The organism is Microbacterium sp. NPDC089698, from assembly GCF_044749045.1.
Taxonomy (GTDB): Bacteria; Actinomycetota; Actinomycetes; order Actinomycetales; family Microbacteriaceae; genus Microbacterium.
Window position 1 is genome coordinate 173,307 of sequence record NZ_JBIVHE010000005.1, and the last position, 14,975, is coordinate 188,281.

At 71.3% G+C, this 14,975-nt stretch carries 12 protein-coding genes; 9 read left to right on the forward strand and 3 right to left on the reverse strand.

Going from position 1 to position 14,975, the window contains the following annotated elements; all coding sequences use genetic code 11:
• Window positions 1–70: 70 nt before the first annotated feature.
• From ACIPY5_RS14620 to ACIPY5_RS14630, 3 genes are all read left to right on the forward strand, one after another.
• Window positions 71–1,057, forward strand: coding sequence for an alpha/beta hydrolase (locus ACIPY5_RS14620; RefSeq protein ID WP_400971868.1), 987 nt, complete (start codon window positions 71–73; stop codon window positions 1,055–1,057).
• 148 nt (window positions 1,058–1,205) lie between these two features.
• Entirely contained in the window at window positions 1,206–1,859 is a 654-nt protein-coding gene (locus ACIPY5_RS14625) for a helix-turn-helix domain-containing protein (RefSeq protein WP_400971870.1), read from the forward strand.
• Window positions 1,856–2,077: a hypothetical protein gene (locus ACIPY5_RS14630; protein WP_400971872.1), complete on the forward strand. Its 222-nt coding sequence runs from the start codon at window positions 1,856–1,858 to the stop codon at window positions 2,075–2,077. Before ACIPY5_RS14625 ends, ACIPY5_RS14630 begins: the two co-directional genes overlap by 4 nt.
• Window positions 2,078–2,127: 50 nt before the next feature.
• Here ACIPY5_RS14630 and ACIPY5_RS14635 read toward each other — a convergent pair whose 3' ends face one another.
• Together ACIPY5_RS14635 and valS are read right to left on the reverse strand one after the other, a co-directional pair.
• The gene (locus ACIPY5_RS14635) at window positions 2,128–2,391 is read right to left on the reverse strand and encodes a hypothetical protein (protein WP_396652928.1); all 264 of its coding nucleotides are present in this window, start codon (window positions 2,389–2,391) and stop codon (window positions 2,128–2,130) included.
• The gene (valS, locus tag ACIPY5_RS14640; protein WP_400971874.1) at window positions 2,388–4,991 is read right to left on the reverse strand and encodes a valine--tRNA ligase; all 2,604 of its coding nucleotides are present in this window, start codon (window positions 4,989–4,991) and stop codon (window positions 2,388–2,390) included. Before valS ends, ACIPY5_RS14635 begins: the two co-directional genes overlap by 4 nt.
• 177 nt (window positions 4,992–5,168) lie before the next feature.
• On the opposite strand from valS, the gene ACIPY5_RS14645 reads away from it, so the two are divergent.
• From ACIPY5_RS14645 to ACIPY5_RS14665, 5 genes are all read left to right on the forward strand, one after another.
• Window positions 5,169–6,794: an ABC transporter substrate-binding protein gene (locus ACIPY5_RS14645; protein ID WP_400971876.1), complete on the forward strand. Its 1,626-nt coding sequence runs from the start codon at window positions 5,169–5,171 to the stop codon at window positions 6,792–6,794.
• Window positions 6,795–6,822: 28 nt separating this feature from the next.
• The gene (locus ACIPY5_RS14650) at window positions 6,823–7,839 is read left to right on the forward strand and encodes an ABC transporter permease (RefSeq protein WP_400972151.1); all 1,017 of its coding nucleotides are present in this window, start codon (window positions 6,823–6,825) and stop codon (window positions 7,837–7,839) included.
• On the forward strand, window positions 7,836–8,648 hold the full coding sequence (locus ACIPY5_RS14655) for an ABC transporter permease (protein WP_400971878.1): 813 nt from the start codon (window positions 7,836–7,838) through the stop codon (window positions 8,646–8,648). The genes ACIPY5_RS14650 and ACIPY5_RS14655 overlap by 4 nt, the downstream gene beginning before the upstream one ends.
• On the forward strand, window positions 8,645–10,228 hold the full coding sequence (locus tag ACIPY5_RS14660) for an ATP-binding cassette domain-containing protein (protein WP_400971880.1): 1,584 nt from the start codon (window positions 8,645–8,647) through the stop codon (window positions 10,226–10,228). The genes ACIPY5_RS14655 and ACIPY5_RS14660 overlap by 4 nt, the downstream gene beginning before the upstream one ends.
• Window positions 10,229–10,307: 79 nt before the next feature.
• On the forward strand, window positions 10,308–10,508 hold the full coding sequence (locus tag ACIPY5_RS14665; protein ID WP_400971883.1) for a hypothetical protein: 201 nt from the start codon (window positions 10,308–10,310) through the stop codon (window positions 10,506–10,508).
• A gap of 118 nt (window positions 10,509–10,626) precedes the next feature.
• Here ACIPY5_RS14665 and ACIPY5_RS14670 read toward each other — a convergent pair whose 3' ends face one another.
• Entirely contained in the window at window positions 10,627–11,271 is a 645-nt protein-coding gene (locus tag ACIPY5_RS14670; RefSeq protein ID WP_400971885.1) for a pentapeptide repeat-containing protein, read from the reverse strand.
• 343 nt (window positions 11,272–11,614) lie between these two features.
• On the opposite strand from ACIPY5_RS14670, the gene ileS reads away from it, so the two are divergent.
• Window positions 11,615–14,950, forward strand: coding sequence for an isoleucine--tRNA ligase (gene ileS, locus ACIPY5_RS14675; RefSeq protein WP_400971887.1), 3,336 nt, complete (start codon window positions 11,615–11,617; stop codon window positions 14,948–14,950).
• The last annotated feature ends 25 nt before the right edge of the window (window positions 14,951–14,975 follow it).

Consider the following 14,975-nt stretch of genomic DNA (forward strand, 5'->3'; position numbering starts at 1 on the left):
AGGGGGCGCCGACGACAAGATCTCCGCGCGTTCCTGGGCAACCGAGAGGATTGCGCGCCAGACTCTGCTCATGACGCACTCTGCAGAGGTGAGCTGGACCCTGGACGGCATCGAGATGTTCGGCACGATCACGGCACCGGACGGGGACGGACCGTTCCCCGCGGTCGTCCTGGTCGCGGGCAGCGGTCCGACCGACCGCGACTGGAACTCCCCGATGCTGCCGGGGACGAACGGATCCGGCCGGCTGCTCGCCGAGTTCTTCGCCGAGCACGGCTTCGCTGCGCTGCGCTACGACAAGCGGGCGTCGGGTCCGCACGTCGTGGAGAACCTGCCGCGCCTCGCGGGGACGTTCAGCATGGCGTCGCACCTCGCCGAGCTCGCCGCCGCGCTCGACACGCTCGTCGCCGATGCCCGCATCGATCGGAGCCGGGTGATCGGCCTCGGGAACAGCGAGGGCTGCGTGCACGTGCTGCACTACGCACTCGCCCAGGCGGCGGGGGCCATGTCGGTGCCGCTGTGCGGGCTGGTCCTGGCCGCCCCTCCCGGACGGAGCGTCGGTGCGGTGCTGGACATGCAGCTGAGCGCGCAGCTGGCGGCGGTACCCGGGGGAGAGGGGATCCTGGCTCTCGTGCGAGAGGCGACGGCGCGCTTCTCGGCGGGCGGGGCGATGGATCCGGACGGCTCCATCCCCGACGCCGTCGCGAACGTCCTGCGCAGCTTCGACAGCCCGGTGAACCTCCCGTTCGCGCGGGAGCTGTGGAATGAGAGCGCCGCCGACGGCATCGGTGGCGTCGGCATCCCCACGCTCGTGCTCATCGGGGAGAAGGACCTGCAGATCGACGCCACCGCGGACGGGGATCCGCTCCAGGCGGCGGCCGCCGACAATCCGCTCGTGACGTTCGCCTTTCCGGCGGACGCGAACCACGTGCTCAAGCACGAACCCCGTCCGCGCGCCGAGATCGTGCCGGGGACGAACTACAACGAGGACGGGACGCAGCTGGACACGGTCGCGGTGGAGACGATTCTGTCCTGGGCGCAGCGCGTGATTGCGCGCTGACGATCCTCGCGACGCCCCCTCGCAGCACCGGCGCCCCCTCTGAGCAGCGCTCCTGTGAGGGGGCGTCGGTGCGCAGAGGGGGCGCCGACGCAAGAAAGTTGCAAAGAAGTGCTTGCAAAGACTTACTTGCAAAGGTATCTTTGCATGCATGACGGAAAACGAAGCGGCACGGGAGCACGCGCAGCCCGAGGAGCGCACGCTCGACGCGGGCGCCCTGAAGGCGCTCGCACACCCGCTGCGTGTGCGGATCCTGGATCTGCTCGCGGAGCGCGGCCCTCAGACGGCGAGCTCGCTCGCGGCGCTGATCGGCGAGAGCTCCGGCGTCACCAGCTATCACCTGCGAGCGCTCGCCGCGCGTGACCTCATCCACGAGGTCGCCGGACGCGGCACGGCGCGGGAGCGGTGGTGGGAGCGCCCGCGCGGGCGTATGTCGTTCTCGGGGCCGAACGACACGATGACGCCGTCCGGCAGGGCCGCCGCGCAGATCGTGGAGGACGAGTTCTTCCGCAACCGGCACCAGCGGCTCATGGACCACCTGCACCGGCCCCAGGCCGAGGTGCCTCAGGAGTGGCGCGACGCGGCGCACCACATGACGACGATGCTCGACATGACCGCGCCGCAGCTGCAGGAGCTCGCGCGGCAGATCGACGAACTCGTCGAGGCCGCCGTGCTGCGCTATCGCGACCAGACCGGACCCGATGTGCGCCGCGTCACGATCCGCGCCGACCTGTTCGACCTTCCCGACGGCCGCCCGCAGGGCGCCGCGGAACACCGCACCACCGAGACCGAGGAGCTGTCATGACCGCCGCAACGCTGCACATCGCCGCACCCACGTTCGCCGAGCGCACGGGGCTCCGCATCGCCGACGCGATCACCGGGCACGTGCGCCGGCGCATGGAGCGTCGCGCGGAACGTCGCGCTCTCGCCATCGACCTGCTGCGTGAGCAGCAGGCGCGCAAGACCATGGATCCGTTCGTCCTCGAGCAGGCTCTGCAGATGATCGGATCCCGGTCGCGCTGAGGCCGCCGCGGGGTTCGTCCCGCGCCGCCCCGAGCGGGCGCCCCGGCCCTTCAATCCTCGAAGGGACGGACCACGACCTCGCCCGAAGCGGTGCGCGAGACCTCCCAGCCGGTGTCGAGCTCGGCGATCGGCCGGCCCTCCAGCCAGGTGAGCGTCCACGTGCCGCGGAGCAGGTTCAGCGCTCCGGTCTGCAGGCTCAGCGTGCCGCCGGCCACGCTCCGCGCCTCCGCGTCGGCGATGCCGGGGCGCAGGGCCGCGGGAACCGATGCGGGCGGTTCGGATCCGGCGGCCCAGCGCGTCCCGAGCTGCATCATGCCTCCACGGCCGGCGCCAGCTCGATCGCCGTGACGACGAGCTCCTCAGCCTCGACGAAGGAGAGCTCCGCGATCCGGCCCACGGCGCGGAGATCGTCGGCCGCGGCCTGGAGCGCCGCGATGTCGGCGGCGGGGGCGGCGATCGTCGCGGACGAGACGGGGGTCTTCTGCGAGGCCTTCGCCTCGGTCTTCGCCCGGCGGATGCCGATCAGCGCCTTGCTCGCGGTCGCGAGGATCGCCGGGTCGCCGTCGATGCCGCGTGCCTGGGGCCACGCCGCGGTGTGCACGGAGCCGTCCTCGAACCAGCTCCACGCCTCCTCGGTCGCGAAGGACACGATCGGGGCCAGCAGGCGCAGCAGGGTCGAGAGCGCGAGGCGCAGCGCGAGCGCCGCCGAGGCCTGCCCCACATCCGTGCGGTCGTAGGCGCGCTCCTTGACGAGCTCGAGGTAGTCGTCGCAGAACGTCCAGAAGAACGCCTCGGTGATCTCGAGCGCGCGGGCCTGGTCGTAGTTCTCGAACGCCGCCGTCGCGTCGCGCACCACGCCGTCCAGGGTGGCGAGCATCGAGGCGTCGAGCGCGTGCGTGATCTCCGCTCCCTCCGGGGCGGGGAACGAGAGCACGAACTTCGCGGCGTTGAGGATCTTGATCGCGAGGCGACGGCCGATCTTCACCTGCGTCGGGTTCTGCGGGTCGAACGCGGCATCGGCGCCCAGACGGCTGGAGGCCGACCAGTACCGCACCGCGTCGGATCCATGCGTGTCGAGGATGTCGGCCGGGGTGACCACGTTGCCCTTGGACTTGGACATCTTCTTGCGGTCGGGGTCGACGATGAAGCCGCTGATCGCGGCGTTGCGCCACGGAGTGCGGCCGTCCTCGAGCGTGGAGCGCAGCATGGTCGAGAACAGCCAGGTGCGGATGATGTCCTGACCCTGCGGGCGCAGGTCCATCGGCGACACCACCTCCCGCAGCTCGGCGTCGCGCTCCCAGCCGCCCGCGAGCTGCGGGGTGAGCGAGGAGGTCGCCCAGGTGTCCAGGATGTCGGCCTCGGCGTCGAAGCCTCCCGGCACGCCGCGCTGCTCGGCGGTGTAGCCGGCCGGCACATCGCTCGTCGGATCGATCGGCAGACTCGCGTGATCGGGGGTCAGCACGCGGTCGTAGTCGCGCTCGCCGTTCTCGTCGAGCGCGTACCAGAGCGGGATCGGCACGCCGAAGAAGCGCTGCCGGGAGACCAACCAGTCGCCCGTCAGGCCGCCCACCCAGTTCTCGTAGCGCACGCGCATGAACTCGGGGTGCCAGTCCAGCTCGGTGCCGTGGGCGAGCAGCTGGTCGCGGAGGTCCGCGTCGCGGGCGCCGTTGCGGATGTACCACTGGCGGGTCGACACGATCTCGAGCGGGCGGTCGCCCTTCTCGAAGAACTTCACGGCGTGGTTGAACGGCTTGCCGACCGCGGTCATCGCTCCGGTCTCCTGGAGCTTCTCGACGAGCGCCTTGCGTGCGGAGAAGACGGTCTTGCCGGCGATGTTCTCGACGTACCAGGCGGCGGCGTCCGCATCGCCCACGGATGCGGGGGCGTCGGGCAGGAATCGGCCGTCGAGGCCGATCGTGGTCATGTTCGGCAGGTCGCGGCCGTCGGTCGTGCGCAGTTCGCGCCACCACACGATGTCGGTCACGTCGCCGAAGGTGCAGACCATCGCCGCTCCCGTGCCCTTGTCGGGCTGGGCGAGGTGGTGGCCGTGGATCTCGATGTCGGCGTCGAAGAAGGGCGTGCGCACCTTCGTGCCGATGAGGTGCTTGTGCGGGCCCTCAGGGTGGGTCACGATCGCGACGCACGCGGGGAGCAGCTCCGGGCGGGTCGTCTCGATCGTGATGTGGCCCGATCCGTCCGCGAATGGGAAGTCGATGGTGTGGTACGAGGCCTGCTGGTCGCGGTCCTCGAGCTCGGCCTGCGCGATCGCGGATCGGAAGTCCACGTCCCAGAGCGTCGGCGCGAGGGACTGGTAGGCCTCGCCGCGCTCGATGTTGCGCAGGAACGCGAGCTGGCTCTGGCGGATGGACTCGTTCGAGATCGTGCGGTAGGTCTGGGTCCAGTCGACGCTCAGGCCGAGCTGGCGGAACAGCGCCTCGAAGTGCTTCTCGTCCTCCTCGGTGAGCTTCTCGCACAGCTCGATGAAGTTGCGGCGGCTGATGGGAAGCTGGTCGGCCGCGCGGGAGGACTTGTTGTCTCCGCCCTCGAACGGGGGAGTGAAGTCGGGGTCGTAGCCCAGGGACGGGTCGCAGCGCACGCCGTAGTAGTTCTGCACGCGGCGCTCGGTCGGCAGGCCGTTGTCGTCCCAGCCCATCGGATAGAACACGTTCTTGCCGCGCATGCGCTCGAAGCGCGCCTTGATGTCGGTGTGCGTGTAGGAGAACACGTGGCCGATGTGCAGGCTGCCGCTCGCGGTGGGCGGAGGGGTGTCGATCGAGTACACGCCGTCGCGGCCGGTCTGGGCGGCGCGGAGGCGGTCGAAGAGGAACGTGCCGTCGGTCGACCAGCGCTCACCCCATTTCGCTTCGAGGCCTTCCAGCGCCGGCTTGTCGGGAATCGGGTTCGCCTGTGACATGGGTGTCTCCTCGTGCGATGTGTGCGGCACCGTGTGAGCGTGCCTGAGTGTGGGGGTGTGGCGACAGTCTACCGGGCGGCCCTGCGCGCGCGGTGACCGATAGATCCACCCCGTACACAAACCGGTAGCCTGGAGTCTCCCGTACCCCGCACCCCTCACAGCACTCGAGGATCCCTCATGCCTTCTCCGCTTCGGCGTCGATTCCTGCCCCTCACCGCGCTCGCCGCGGCCGCCGCGCTCGCGCTCAGCGCCTGTTCCGCCACGACCGGATCCGGATCGGCCTCCGGCGACGCGAACGGCGAGATCGTCTGGGGCGTGGACGGCAGTCTGCTGTCCGCCGGGAAGATGGATCCGCAGACGAGCCAGCTCGACGTGACCGCGATGGTGCAGCGCGCCGTGCTCGACTCGCTCGTGTTCCAGAAGGCGGACGGCTCCTTCGTACCGTGGCTCGCGAAGAAGTGGGAGGTCTCCGCGGACGGCACGGCCTACACGTTCCACCTGCGCGACGACGTCACGTTCACCGACGGGGAGACCTTCGACGCTGCTGCCGTGAAGGCGAACTTCGACCGGATCGCGGATCCTGCGACCAAGTCCGCGCAGGCGGCGAGCATGCTCGGCGGCGAGCTGTACAAGGGGACGGAGGTGATCGACCCGACCACGGTCAAGGTCTCCTTCTCGCAGCCCTATGCGCCGTTCCTGCAGGCGGCGAGCACCGCTCAGCTCGGTTTCTACGCGCCCAAGGTGCTCGCCGAGCACTCCGCCGATCTGGCCGCAGGCGGCAAGGACGTCACCGTGGGCACCGGCCCGTTCCAGCTCTCGTCATACACGCCGGATCAGGAGATCGTGTACACCCGCAATGCGAAGTACGCGTGGGCGCCGGAGGGGGAGAAGGCGCCGGCCTTCAAGACCCTCCGCGTGCAGATCCTCCCGGAGGCGTCGGTGCGCAGCGGCTCGGTGTCGTCGGGTGAGATCGATCTCGCCTCGCAGCTGCCGCCGAACCTCGTCTCGCAGGTCAAGGGCTCGGCGACCGTGAAGTCCGTGCAGGTGCCGGGGCTGCCCTACTCGCTGTTCCTGAACGAGAAGAACGGGGTGTTCGCCGACCAGAAGGTGCGCGAGGCGTTCACGCGTGCGATCGACGTCGACACCGCCGTGGACAAGATCTTCTTCGGCCAGTTCCCGCGCGCGTGGAGCATCCTCGGCCCGACCACACCCGGCTACGACAAGAGCCTGGAGAAGAGCTGGCCCTTCGACAAGGAGCTCGCGAACAAGCTCCTCGGCGAGGCCGGGTGGACCCAGCGCGGAGCCGACGGCATCCGCACCAAGGGCGGACAGCGGCTCACCGCGGACTGGATCGCGTGGACTCCGGTCTCCGACGACCACGCCGCGCTCGCGAACGCGATCCAGTCGGATCTCAAGGCCGTCGGCTTCGAGGTCACACGCGAGACGCTCGAGCCCGGCGCGTACAACGCGAAGTACGGTCCCAAGACCTTCGACATCACCGACTGGGACTTCTCCGGCGTCGACCCCGACCTGCTGCGCAGCCACCTCTCGACGGATGGCTTCCAGAACGCGTCCTCGGTGAGCGACCCGAAGCTCGACCAGCTCCTGAAGGACGGCATCGCCACGACCGACGCGGCGAAGCGCGCCGACGTCTACGCGCAGATCCAGCAGTGGAACGCGAAGGACGACGCGATCGTCCCGCTCTACGTCACCTCGGCCATCACCGCGGTGGGCGACAAGGTGTCCGGCCTCGGCTTCGACATCTACGGGCGACCGCTCTTCTTCGGCACCAGCGTGAAGTGAGCGCGGTTCGCGGTATCGTCCGCTCGTGATGGATCCTTCCGGGCAGTCGCGAGAGATCGCCTCGCCGCGAGCCGGCGCGCTCCTGCGCCGGCTCGGCGGCGCGGCGCTCTCGGTCGTGCTCGTGCTCTGGGGAGCGGCGACGCTGTCCTTCCTCGCGTTCCGCGTGCTGCCCGGCGACCCTGTGAGCGTCATGCTCGGCCCGCAGGCGCAGGTGAGCGAGGCCGTCAAGGACGGGATCAGGGCGGAGCTGGGACTGGACCGCCCGATGTGGCAGCAGTACCTGTCGATGCTGGGGGATCTGCTACGCGGGGATCTCGGCATGTCGTACCAGCTGCGGATGCCGGTGAGCGAGGTGATCGGCCGCCAGCTCGGAGCCACGCTGCAGCTCACGGCAGCGGCTCTCGCGATCGCCGTGCTGCTCGCGCTCGCCGGAGTGCTGATCGCGCGCCGGCCGTTCGCCCGCGGGATCCTCGCGGCGGGCGAGCTGATCGTGCTGTCGTCGCCGGTGTTCTGGATCGGGCTGCTGCTGCTCACGGTGTTCGCCTTCGGTCTGGGCTGGTTCCCCGTGGCGGGCGCGCGGACCGGAGCCGCCCTCGTGCTGCCCGCGGTCACGCTCGCGCTTCCCGTCGCCGCGCTGCTCGGACAGGTGCTGCGCGACGGGGTCGAGGCCGCCGAGCGCCAGCCCTGGGCGCTGACCGTGCGCGCGCGCGGCGCGGATCACGCCAGGCTGACGCTGCGGCACACGCTGCGGCATGGCTCGATCGGGGCGCTGACCCTGAGCGCCTACCTCGTGGGGTCGCTGCTCGGCGGGGCCGTGCTCGTGGAGACGGTGTTCGCGCGGCCCGGACTCGGCCGGGTGACGCTCGCGGCGATCACGGGCCGCGATCTACCGGTGGTCACCGGGATCATCCTGTTCAGCGCCCTCGTGTTCGTGATCGTGAACACGCTCGTGGAACTCGCGGCGCCGTTCCTGGATCCGCGGCTGCGGGCCTCGGCCGTCGTCGTCGCGGCCGTCGCCCCCGCCCGCCCGGAGGCAGGACGATGAGGCTGCTGCGCCGGATACTGCTCGCGCTCGCCGTGCTCGTACTGGCGGCGGTGGTGCTCGCCGCGCTCGTGCCTGGGCTCCTCGCGCCGGCGGATCCGCTGCAGACCCACGTGCGCGACGCGCTCCTGCCGCCCGGCCCGGGACACCCGTTCGGCACCGATCAGAGCGGGCGCGACGTGTACGCCAGAGTGGTGCACGGCGCGGGGCGCTCGCTCGGCATCGGCGTCCTGGCCACGGGGCTCGCGCTCGTGGTGGGCCTCGTCGTCGGCTCGCTCGCGGGGGCGTCGCCGCGGCCGGTCGACGCGGTGCTGATGCGCACGAACGACGTGCTCATGGCGTTCCCCGAGTTCCTGCTCGCGCTCGTGGTGGTGGCGATCCTCGGGCCCGGCGCCGCCAATGTCGCGATCGGCGTGACGCTCGCCGCGATCCCCGTGTACGTGCGGCTCGCCCGCGCTCAGACGCAGGTGCTGCGGCGAGCCGAGCATGTCGAGGCGGCGCGCATCCTCGGCGTCGGAGCGTTCACGGCCTTCCGACGGCACGTCGCGCCGGGCGTGCTCGGCGCGCTCAGCGTGCTCGCGACGATCGGGCTCGGATCGAGCATCCTGGCCGCCGCCGGCCTCAGCTTCCTCGGTCTCGGGCCGACCGAGCCGTCGCCGGAGTGGGGGCTCATGCTCGCGGGCGGACGCAACGTGCTGGGCCAGGCGTGGTGGATCGCGGTCTTCCCCGGGCTCGCGATCACGCTGACCGTGCTCGCGGCGACGTTCCTCGGCCGCGCTCTGCGCGCCCGCGCCGAGGGGAGGCGCGCATGAGCGCCGCGGTGTCCCGGAACAGTGCGCCGCCCCTTCCTGGGCCCGAGTCCCGGCCTGTTCCCGAGCCCGCGCTTCTGGTGGAGGGGCTGCGGATCGGCATCGACGGGCGCGTCCTCGTCGACGACGTCGCGTTCGCGGTCGCGCCGGGGGAGTGCGTCGCGCTCGTCGGAGAGTCCGGGGCGGGGAAGTCCCTCACCGTCCGCGCCCTGCTCGGGCTGCTTCCGGAGCGAGCGGACGCCTCGGCGGACGCGCTCGTGGTGGACGGCGTCGACGCGAGGCGGGCGTCCGAGCGCGAGTGGCGCGGACTGCGCGGTGCGCGCATCGCCCTCGTCTCGCAGGACGCCCTCGTGTCCCTGGATCCGCTGCGCCGTATCGGCGCCGAGGTCGCCGAACCGCTCGAGATCCACGGATCCCTCGACCGCTCGGCACGCGCGGATCGCGTACGCGAGCTGCTCGTCGACGTCGCGATGCCGGATCCGGAGCGACGCGCCAGGCAGCGCTCGCACGAGCTGAGCGGAGGATTGCGACAGCGAGCGCTCATCGCGAGCGCCCTCGCCGCGGATCCCGCGGTGCTGATCGCGGACGAGCCGACCACAGCGCTCGACGCGACGGTGCAGGCCAGGGTGCTGGCGCTGCTGCGCCGGATCACCGACGACGGCACCGCGGTCGTGTTCGTCAGCCATGACATGGCGGCGGTGCGACGGATCGCGGACCGGGTCGTGGTGCTGCGGGACGGCCGCGTGGTCGAGCACGGCCCCGCCGCCCAGGTGCTCGCGGCACCGCGGGAGCAGTACACGCGGGAGCTGGTGCGGGCATCGACGCGGACTCCCCGCATCCCGCCGGCCGGCGCCGCACCCGTGATCGCCACGGTGGCCGGAATCGGGAAGAGCTTCGGCCGTCCCGTGCTGCGCGACGCGTCTTTCACGCTGCGCAGAGGACGCACCCTCGGCGTCGTGGGGGAGTCCGGATCCGGGAAGACCACGCTCGCCCGGATCCTTCTCGGCGTCGAGCGCGCCGACAGGGGCACGGTCGCGTGGGCCGACGGCGTGCGGCCGCGGGTCCAGCTCGTGCACCAGAACCCGCTGGGCGCGTTCGATCCGCGCTGGACGATCGGCCGCTCGCTGCGGGAGGCCCTCGCGGCCGGGGGCGTTCCACGCGGGCTTCGTGCGGCGCGCGTCGCCGCGCTGCTGGGCGAAGTCGGACTGGATCCGGCGCTGGCCGCGCGCCGGCCCGCCGCGCTCTCCGGCGGACAGCGTCAGCGGGCGGCGATCGCACGCGCGCTCGCCGCGGACCCCGAGGTGCTCGTGCTGGACGAGCCGGTGTCGGCGCTGGATGCGACCGTGCGCGCGCGGATCCTCTCGCTGCTGGAGCGCCTGCAGCGCGAGCGCGGGCTGACCATGCTCCTCGTCTCGCACGACCTCGGCGTGATCGCGTCGGTCGCGGACGACCTGCTCGTGATGCAGGACGGGGAGATCGCCGAACAGGGCCCGGCCGCGCAGGTCCTCGACGCTCCGCAGCACCCCTTCACGCGCGAACTGCTCGCCGCCTCGGATCCCCCTACCTCCGAGTCGTCCCCGTGAGCGCACGCTATGGGGTCCGCTGACGGGGACGACTCGAAGGTAGGCGGGCGGTGCGAGGGGGCGCGAGTAGCATTCCGGCATGCGGCGCTCCGGGAGCGGTGACCATCGGTACGAACTGGTCGTCCGCAGCGACGACGCGGTCGTCGCGCGGGAGCGGATCCGGCTCGTGGACGACGTCGTCCACGGTCCGTGCGGCGACGCGACGGTGATGACGGTCACCCGCCTCGTGCTGCAGTCCGACGGTCGGCTCACCTCCGCCATCCGCCCGACCGGTCCCTGATCACGCGCTCGAGACGCGCGGCAGCTCTCCACCTCCGAGTCGTCCCCGTGAGCGCACGCCATAGGGTCCGCTGGCGGGGACGACTCGGAAGTGGAGGGCGGGGAGAGCGGGCGGTGCGTCAGTCCTGGACGTCGATGCCGGCGGCGCGGGCGAAGACCGGAGCCAGCAGCTCGACCTGGCGGGAGGTCAGGGTGGCGCCGCGCAGGGAGGTCACGTCGAGGAACGCCAGGGCATCGAGACCGCGCAGGTCGAGGCCGTCGGCCCGCAGGCCCCTGGTGTCGACCTCGTCCGCGCTGCTGCGCTCGAACCGCACCCGGGTGACCGCGGCCGCGGGGACGTCCACGGTCGCGAGCGTGCAGTCCATGAGCAGCGAATCCTGGATCTTCGCGGCCGCGAGCGAGAGGTAGTCGATCCGGGCGTGCTCGACGATCAGCTCCGCGACGTGGGCGCCGGACAGATCCAGCGTGCCGATCCGGCCGCCGGCGATGCGCAGCCGGCGGATCGTGGCGTCCTTGAGCGACAGCACGGGCGTGCGCGCGTCCACGATCTCCACGTCCAGCAGGGTCGCACCGGCGAGATCCACGCGTTCCGCGGCGCCGGAGAGCGAGCACTGCTCGAACTGCGCGTGCGCGAGATCCTCTGTCAGCGGGATCCGCAGGCCGACGTGGTCGCCGTGGCGGCGGCCCACGCCATCGTCGAGCTCGTCCGGCAGATCCGGCGGGGAGACGCGGGGCGGCTGAGGGCGTTCGGTGCTGCGGGCCATGCCACGACCCTATGGTCGGCCGCCGACAGCGCCTCATCGCCCGATGCCCTACGCGCCCCGGAGCGGACGCGGATCGGGCGGCGTTAGACTGGACGGACGAGCATCGATCCGGCCATCACCGGGGAGCTCTCGGAAGAACGCTTCGACCAGTCCAGCGCACGCACGACCGCCTGAACGACCGGAGCAAGTAGAACCGAGCGGGGCAGGCCCGTCACAGCCGCAGTGAGAGTGGCTCCGTCGCGAGGCGGGGCAATGCAGGGTGGTACCGCGGTCCCGGTTGCTCGACGAGCACAGGATCGTCCCGGCGCGCAGCTCCCGCCCGCCACCGACACTGCGAGACACGATGACCTACCCGCGCACCTCTCCCACCGGATCCTCGTTCGGTCCGGCCGCCGTCACCCCGAGCCCGCGCTTCCCCGAGATCGAACGCGACGTGCTCGCGTTCTGGGAGGCCGACGACACCTTCCGCGCCTCGATCTCGCAGCGCGAGGGCGCGGAGGAGTGGGTCTTCTACGACGGCCCTCCGTTCGCCAACGGCCTGCCGCACTACGGCCACCTCCTCACGGGCTACGCGAAGGACCTGTTCCCGCGCTTCCAGACCATGCTCGGCAAGAAGGTCGACCGCGTGTTCGGGTGGGACACGCACGGTCTGCCCGCCGAGCTCGAGGCGATGAAGCAGCTCGGGATCACCGAGAAGGACGAGATCGAGCAGATGGGCATCGACGTCTTCAACGCGAAGGCGCGCGAGTCCGTGCTCGCCTACACGCACGAGTGGCAGGACTACGTCACCCGCCAGGCCCGCTGGGTCGACTTCGAGCGCGGCTACAAGACCCTCGACCTCGGCTACATGGAGAGCGTGCTCTGGGCCTTCAAGACCCTGCACGACAAGGGCCTCGCCTACGAGGGCTACCGCGTGCTCCCGTACTGCTGGCGTGACGAGACGCCGCTCTCGGCGCACGAGCTGCGCATGGACGACGACGTCTACAAGGAGCGTCAGGATCCGTCCGTCACCGTGAGCTTCCCGCTCGCGGGGGAGAAGGCCGCGGCCCTGGGCGTGGAGGGCGTGCGCGCGCTGGCATGGACCACGACCCCGTGGACCCTGCCGACCAACCTCGCGCTCGCCGTGGGGCCGGAGATCGTCTACGCCGTGCTGCCCGTGGGGCCGAACGGCGCGGCGGAGGGCGCGCAGGGCGACCGCTTCCTGCTCGCGCGGGACCTCCTCGGCGGCTACGCGAAGGACCTCGGCTACGACAGTGCGGAGGACGCGCTCGCCGCGGTCGCCGAAACCGTGACCGGCGCCGAGCTCGGCGGGGTCGGCTACGACCGCCTCTTCGACTACTACGCCGACACCGAGACCTGGGGCACCGAGAACGCCTGGCGGATCCTCGTCGACGACTACGTCACGACGAGCGACGGCACCGGCATCGTGCACCAGGCGCCCGCCTACGGTGAGGACGACCAGCGCGTCGCCGGAGCCGCCGGGATCCCCACGATCCTCTCGCTCGACGAGGGCGGGCGCTTCCTGCCGAACGTGACCGACGTCGCGGGCGAGCTGTGGATGGACGCGAACACCCCGCTCGTGCGTCTGCTCCGCGGGAACGGACGCCTGCTGCGCCTGCAGAGCTACCTGCACTCGTACCCGCACTGCTGGCGCTGCCGCAACCCGCTCATCTACAAGGCGGTCTCCAGCTGGTTCGTGCGCGTCACGGACTTCAAGGACGACATGCTCGCGAACAACGAGCAGATCACCTGGGTGCCGGAGAACGTCAAGCACGGCCAGTTCGGAAAGTGGCTCGAGGGCGCGCGCGACTGGTCGATCAGCCGCAACCGGTACTGGGGATCCCCGATCCCGATCTGGAAGAGCGACGACCCCGAACACCCCCGAGTGGACGCCTATGGATCCCTCGCCGACATGGAGCGGGACTTCGGCCGCCTTCCACGCAACGCGGAGGGCGAGGTGGATCTGCACCGCCCGTTCATCGACGAGCTCACCCGCCCGAACCCCGATGACCCCACCGGCAAGAGCACGATGCGCCGCATCGAGGACGTCTTCGACGTGTGGTTCGACTCCGGATCGATGCCGTTCGCACAGGTGCACTACCCGTTCGAGAACCAGGAGTGGTTCGACTCGCACTCGCCGGCCGACTTCATCGTCGAGTACATCGGGCAGACCCGCGGCTGGTTCTACCTCATGCACGTGCTGTCGACCGCGCTCTTCGATCGCCCGGCGTTCACCGGTGTGAGCTGCCACGGCATCGTGCTCGGCTCCGACGGCTACAAGATGTCGAAGTCGCTGCGCAACTACCCGGACGTGTCCGAGGTCTTCGACCGGGACGGATCCGACGCGATGCGCTGGTTCCTGATGTCGAGCTCGGTGCTGCGCGGCGGCAACCTGTCGGTCACCGAAGAGGGGATCCGCGCCGGCGTGCGCGAGTTCATCCTGCCGCTGTGGAACTCGTGGTACTTCTTCGCGACCTACGCGAACGCCGCAGGCGGTCCCGACGGGGAGGGCTATCAGGCGCGCTGGCGCACGGACTCGACCGACGTCCTGGACCGGTACATCCTGGCGCGCACAGGCGACCTCGTCCGCGGCGTGCAGGCGGACCTCGAGGGGCTCGACTCGACCACGGCGGCCTCGCGCCTGCGCGACTTCGCCGAGGTGCTCACGAACTGGTACATCCGCCGGTCGCGCGACCGGTTCTGGGTGGGGACGGACGAGAACGACCCGACGACGACCGAGGCCTTCGACACGCTCTACACCGTGCTCGAGACGCTGACCCGCGTCGCAGCCCCCCTCGTGCCGCTCATCGGCGAGCGCGTGTGGCAGGGACTCACCGGCGGGCGCAGCGTCCACCTGACGGACTGGCCCGACGCGGAGCAGTTCCCGCACGCGGATGACGTGCGCGACGCGATGGACGCCGTGCGCGAGCTGTCCAGCGTCGGCAATGCGCTGCGCAAGAAGGAGAAGCTGCGCGTGCGGCTGCCGCTCGCCCGCTTCACCGTGGTGACCCCGCACGCTGCGGCCCTGGCGCCGTTCGAGGACATCCTCCGCGAGGAGCTCAACGTCAAGGCGGTCGAGCTCGTCGCGCAGGGCGAGGCCACCGCGGCCGAGTACGGCATCAGCCACCGCCTCAGCGTCAACGCCCGTGCCGCGGGACCGCGCCTCGGCAAGGAGGTGCAGCGCGTCATCCGCGCCGCGAAGGACGGCTTCTGGACCGAGGAGGGCGGGGTGGTGACGGCCGACGGCATCGCCCTCGAGCCGCACGAGTACGAGCTCGCCCTGGAGACGACCGGCCGGCCGGAGGGCGAGGCGCTCGCCGTCGTCCCGACCGGCGGCTTCGTGCTGCTCGACACCGCGACCACGCTCGAGCTCGAGGCCGAGGGGCTGGCGCGCGACGTGATCCGCGCCGTGCAGGACACCCGCAAGAACGCCGGATTCGACGTGAGCGACCGCATCCGTCTGCAGCTGCGCTTCGAGGACGCCGAGGACGCCGCCGCGGTGCGTGCGGCGTTCGCCGTCGCCGGCGTCGCCGAGGAGACGCTCGCCGTCGAGGCGGGGGTCCTGGATGCGGGAGCCGAGTTCGCCGCGGCCGAGTTCGTGGCGGACATCGACAAGGGCACCTACGCCAACCGCGGCGGTTTCGCCGTCGCCGTGAGCCGGATCGGAGACGCATCGTGACGGATGACAGGGAGCGCGCGGACGC

Coding starts and splice junctions, on each gene's coding strand:
- ACIPY5_RS14620 (WP_400971868.1), top strand. CDS start 71: ATGACGCACTCTGCAGAGGTGAGCTGGACCCTGGACGGCATCGAGATG.
- ACIPY5_RS14625 (WP_400971870.1), top strand. CDS start 1,206: ATGACGGAAAACGAAGCGGCACGGGAGCACGCGCAGCCCGAGGAGCGC.
- ACIPY5_RS14630 (WP_400971872.1), top strand. CDS start 1,856: ATGACCGCCGCAACGCTGCACATCGCCGCACCCACGTTCGCCGAGCGC.
- ACIPY5_RS14635 (WP_396652928.1), bottom strand. CDS start 2,391: ATGATGCAGCTCGGGACGCGCTGGGCCGCCGGATCCGAACCGCCCGCA.
- valS (WP_400971874.1), bottom strand. CDS start 4,991: ATGTCACAGGCGAACCCGATTCCCGACAAGCCGGCGCTGGAAGGCCTC.
- ACIPY5_RS14645 (WP_400971876.1), top strand. CDS start 5,169: ATGCCTTCTCCGCTTCGGCGTCGATTCCTGCCCCTCACCGCGCTCGCC.
- ACIPY5_RS14650 (WP_400972151.1), top strand. CDS start 6,823: ATGGATCCTTCCGGGCAGTCGCGAGAGATCGCCTCGCCGCGAGCCGGC.
- ACIPY5_RS14655 (WP_400971878.1), top strand. CDS start 7,836: ATGAGGCTGCTGCGCCGGATACTGCTCGCGCTCGCCGTGCTCGTACTG.
- ACIPY5_RS14660 (WP_400971880.1), top strand. CDS start 8,645: ATGAGCGCCGCGGTGTCCCGGAACAGTGCGCCGCCCCTTCCTGGGCCC.
- ACIPY5_RS14665 (WP_400971883.1), top strand. CDS start 10,308: ATGCGGCGCTCCGGGAGCGGTGACCATCGGTACGAACTGGTCGTCCGC.
- ACIPY5_RS14670 (WP_400971885.1), bottom strand. CDS start 11,271: ATGGCCCGCAGCACCGAACGCCCTCAGCCGCCCCGCGTCTCCCCGCCG.
- ileS (WP_400971887.1), top strand. CDS start 11,615: ATGACCTACCCGCGCACCTCTCCCACCGGATCCTCGTTCGGTCCGGCC.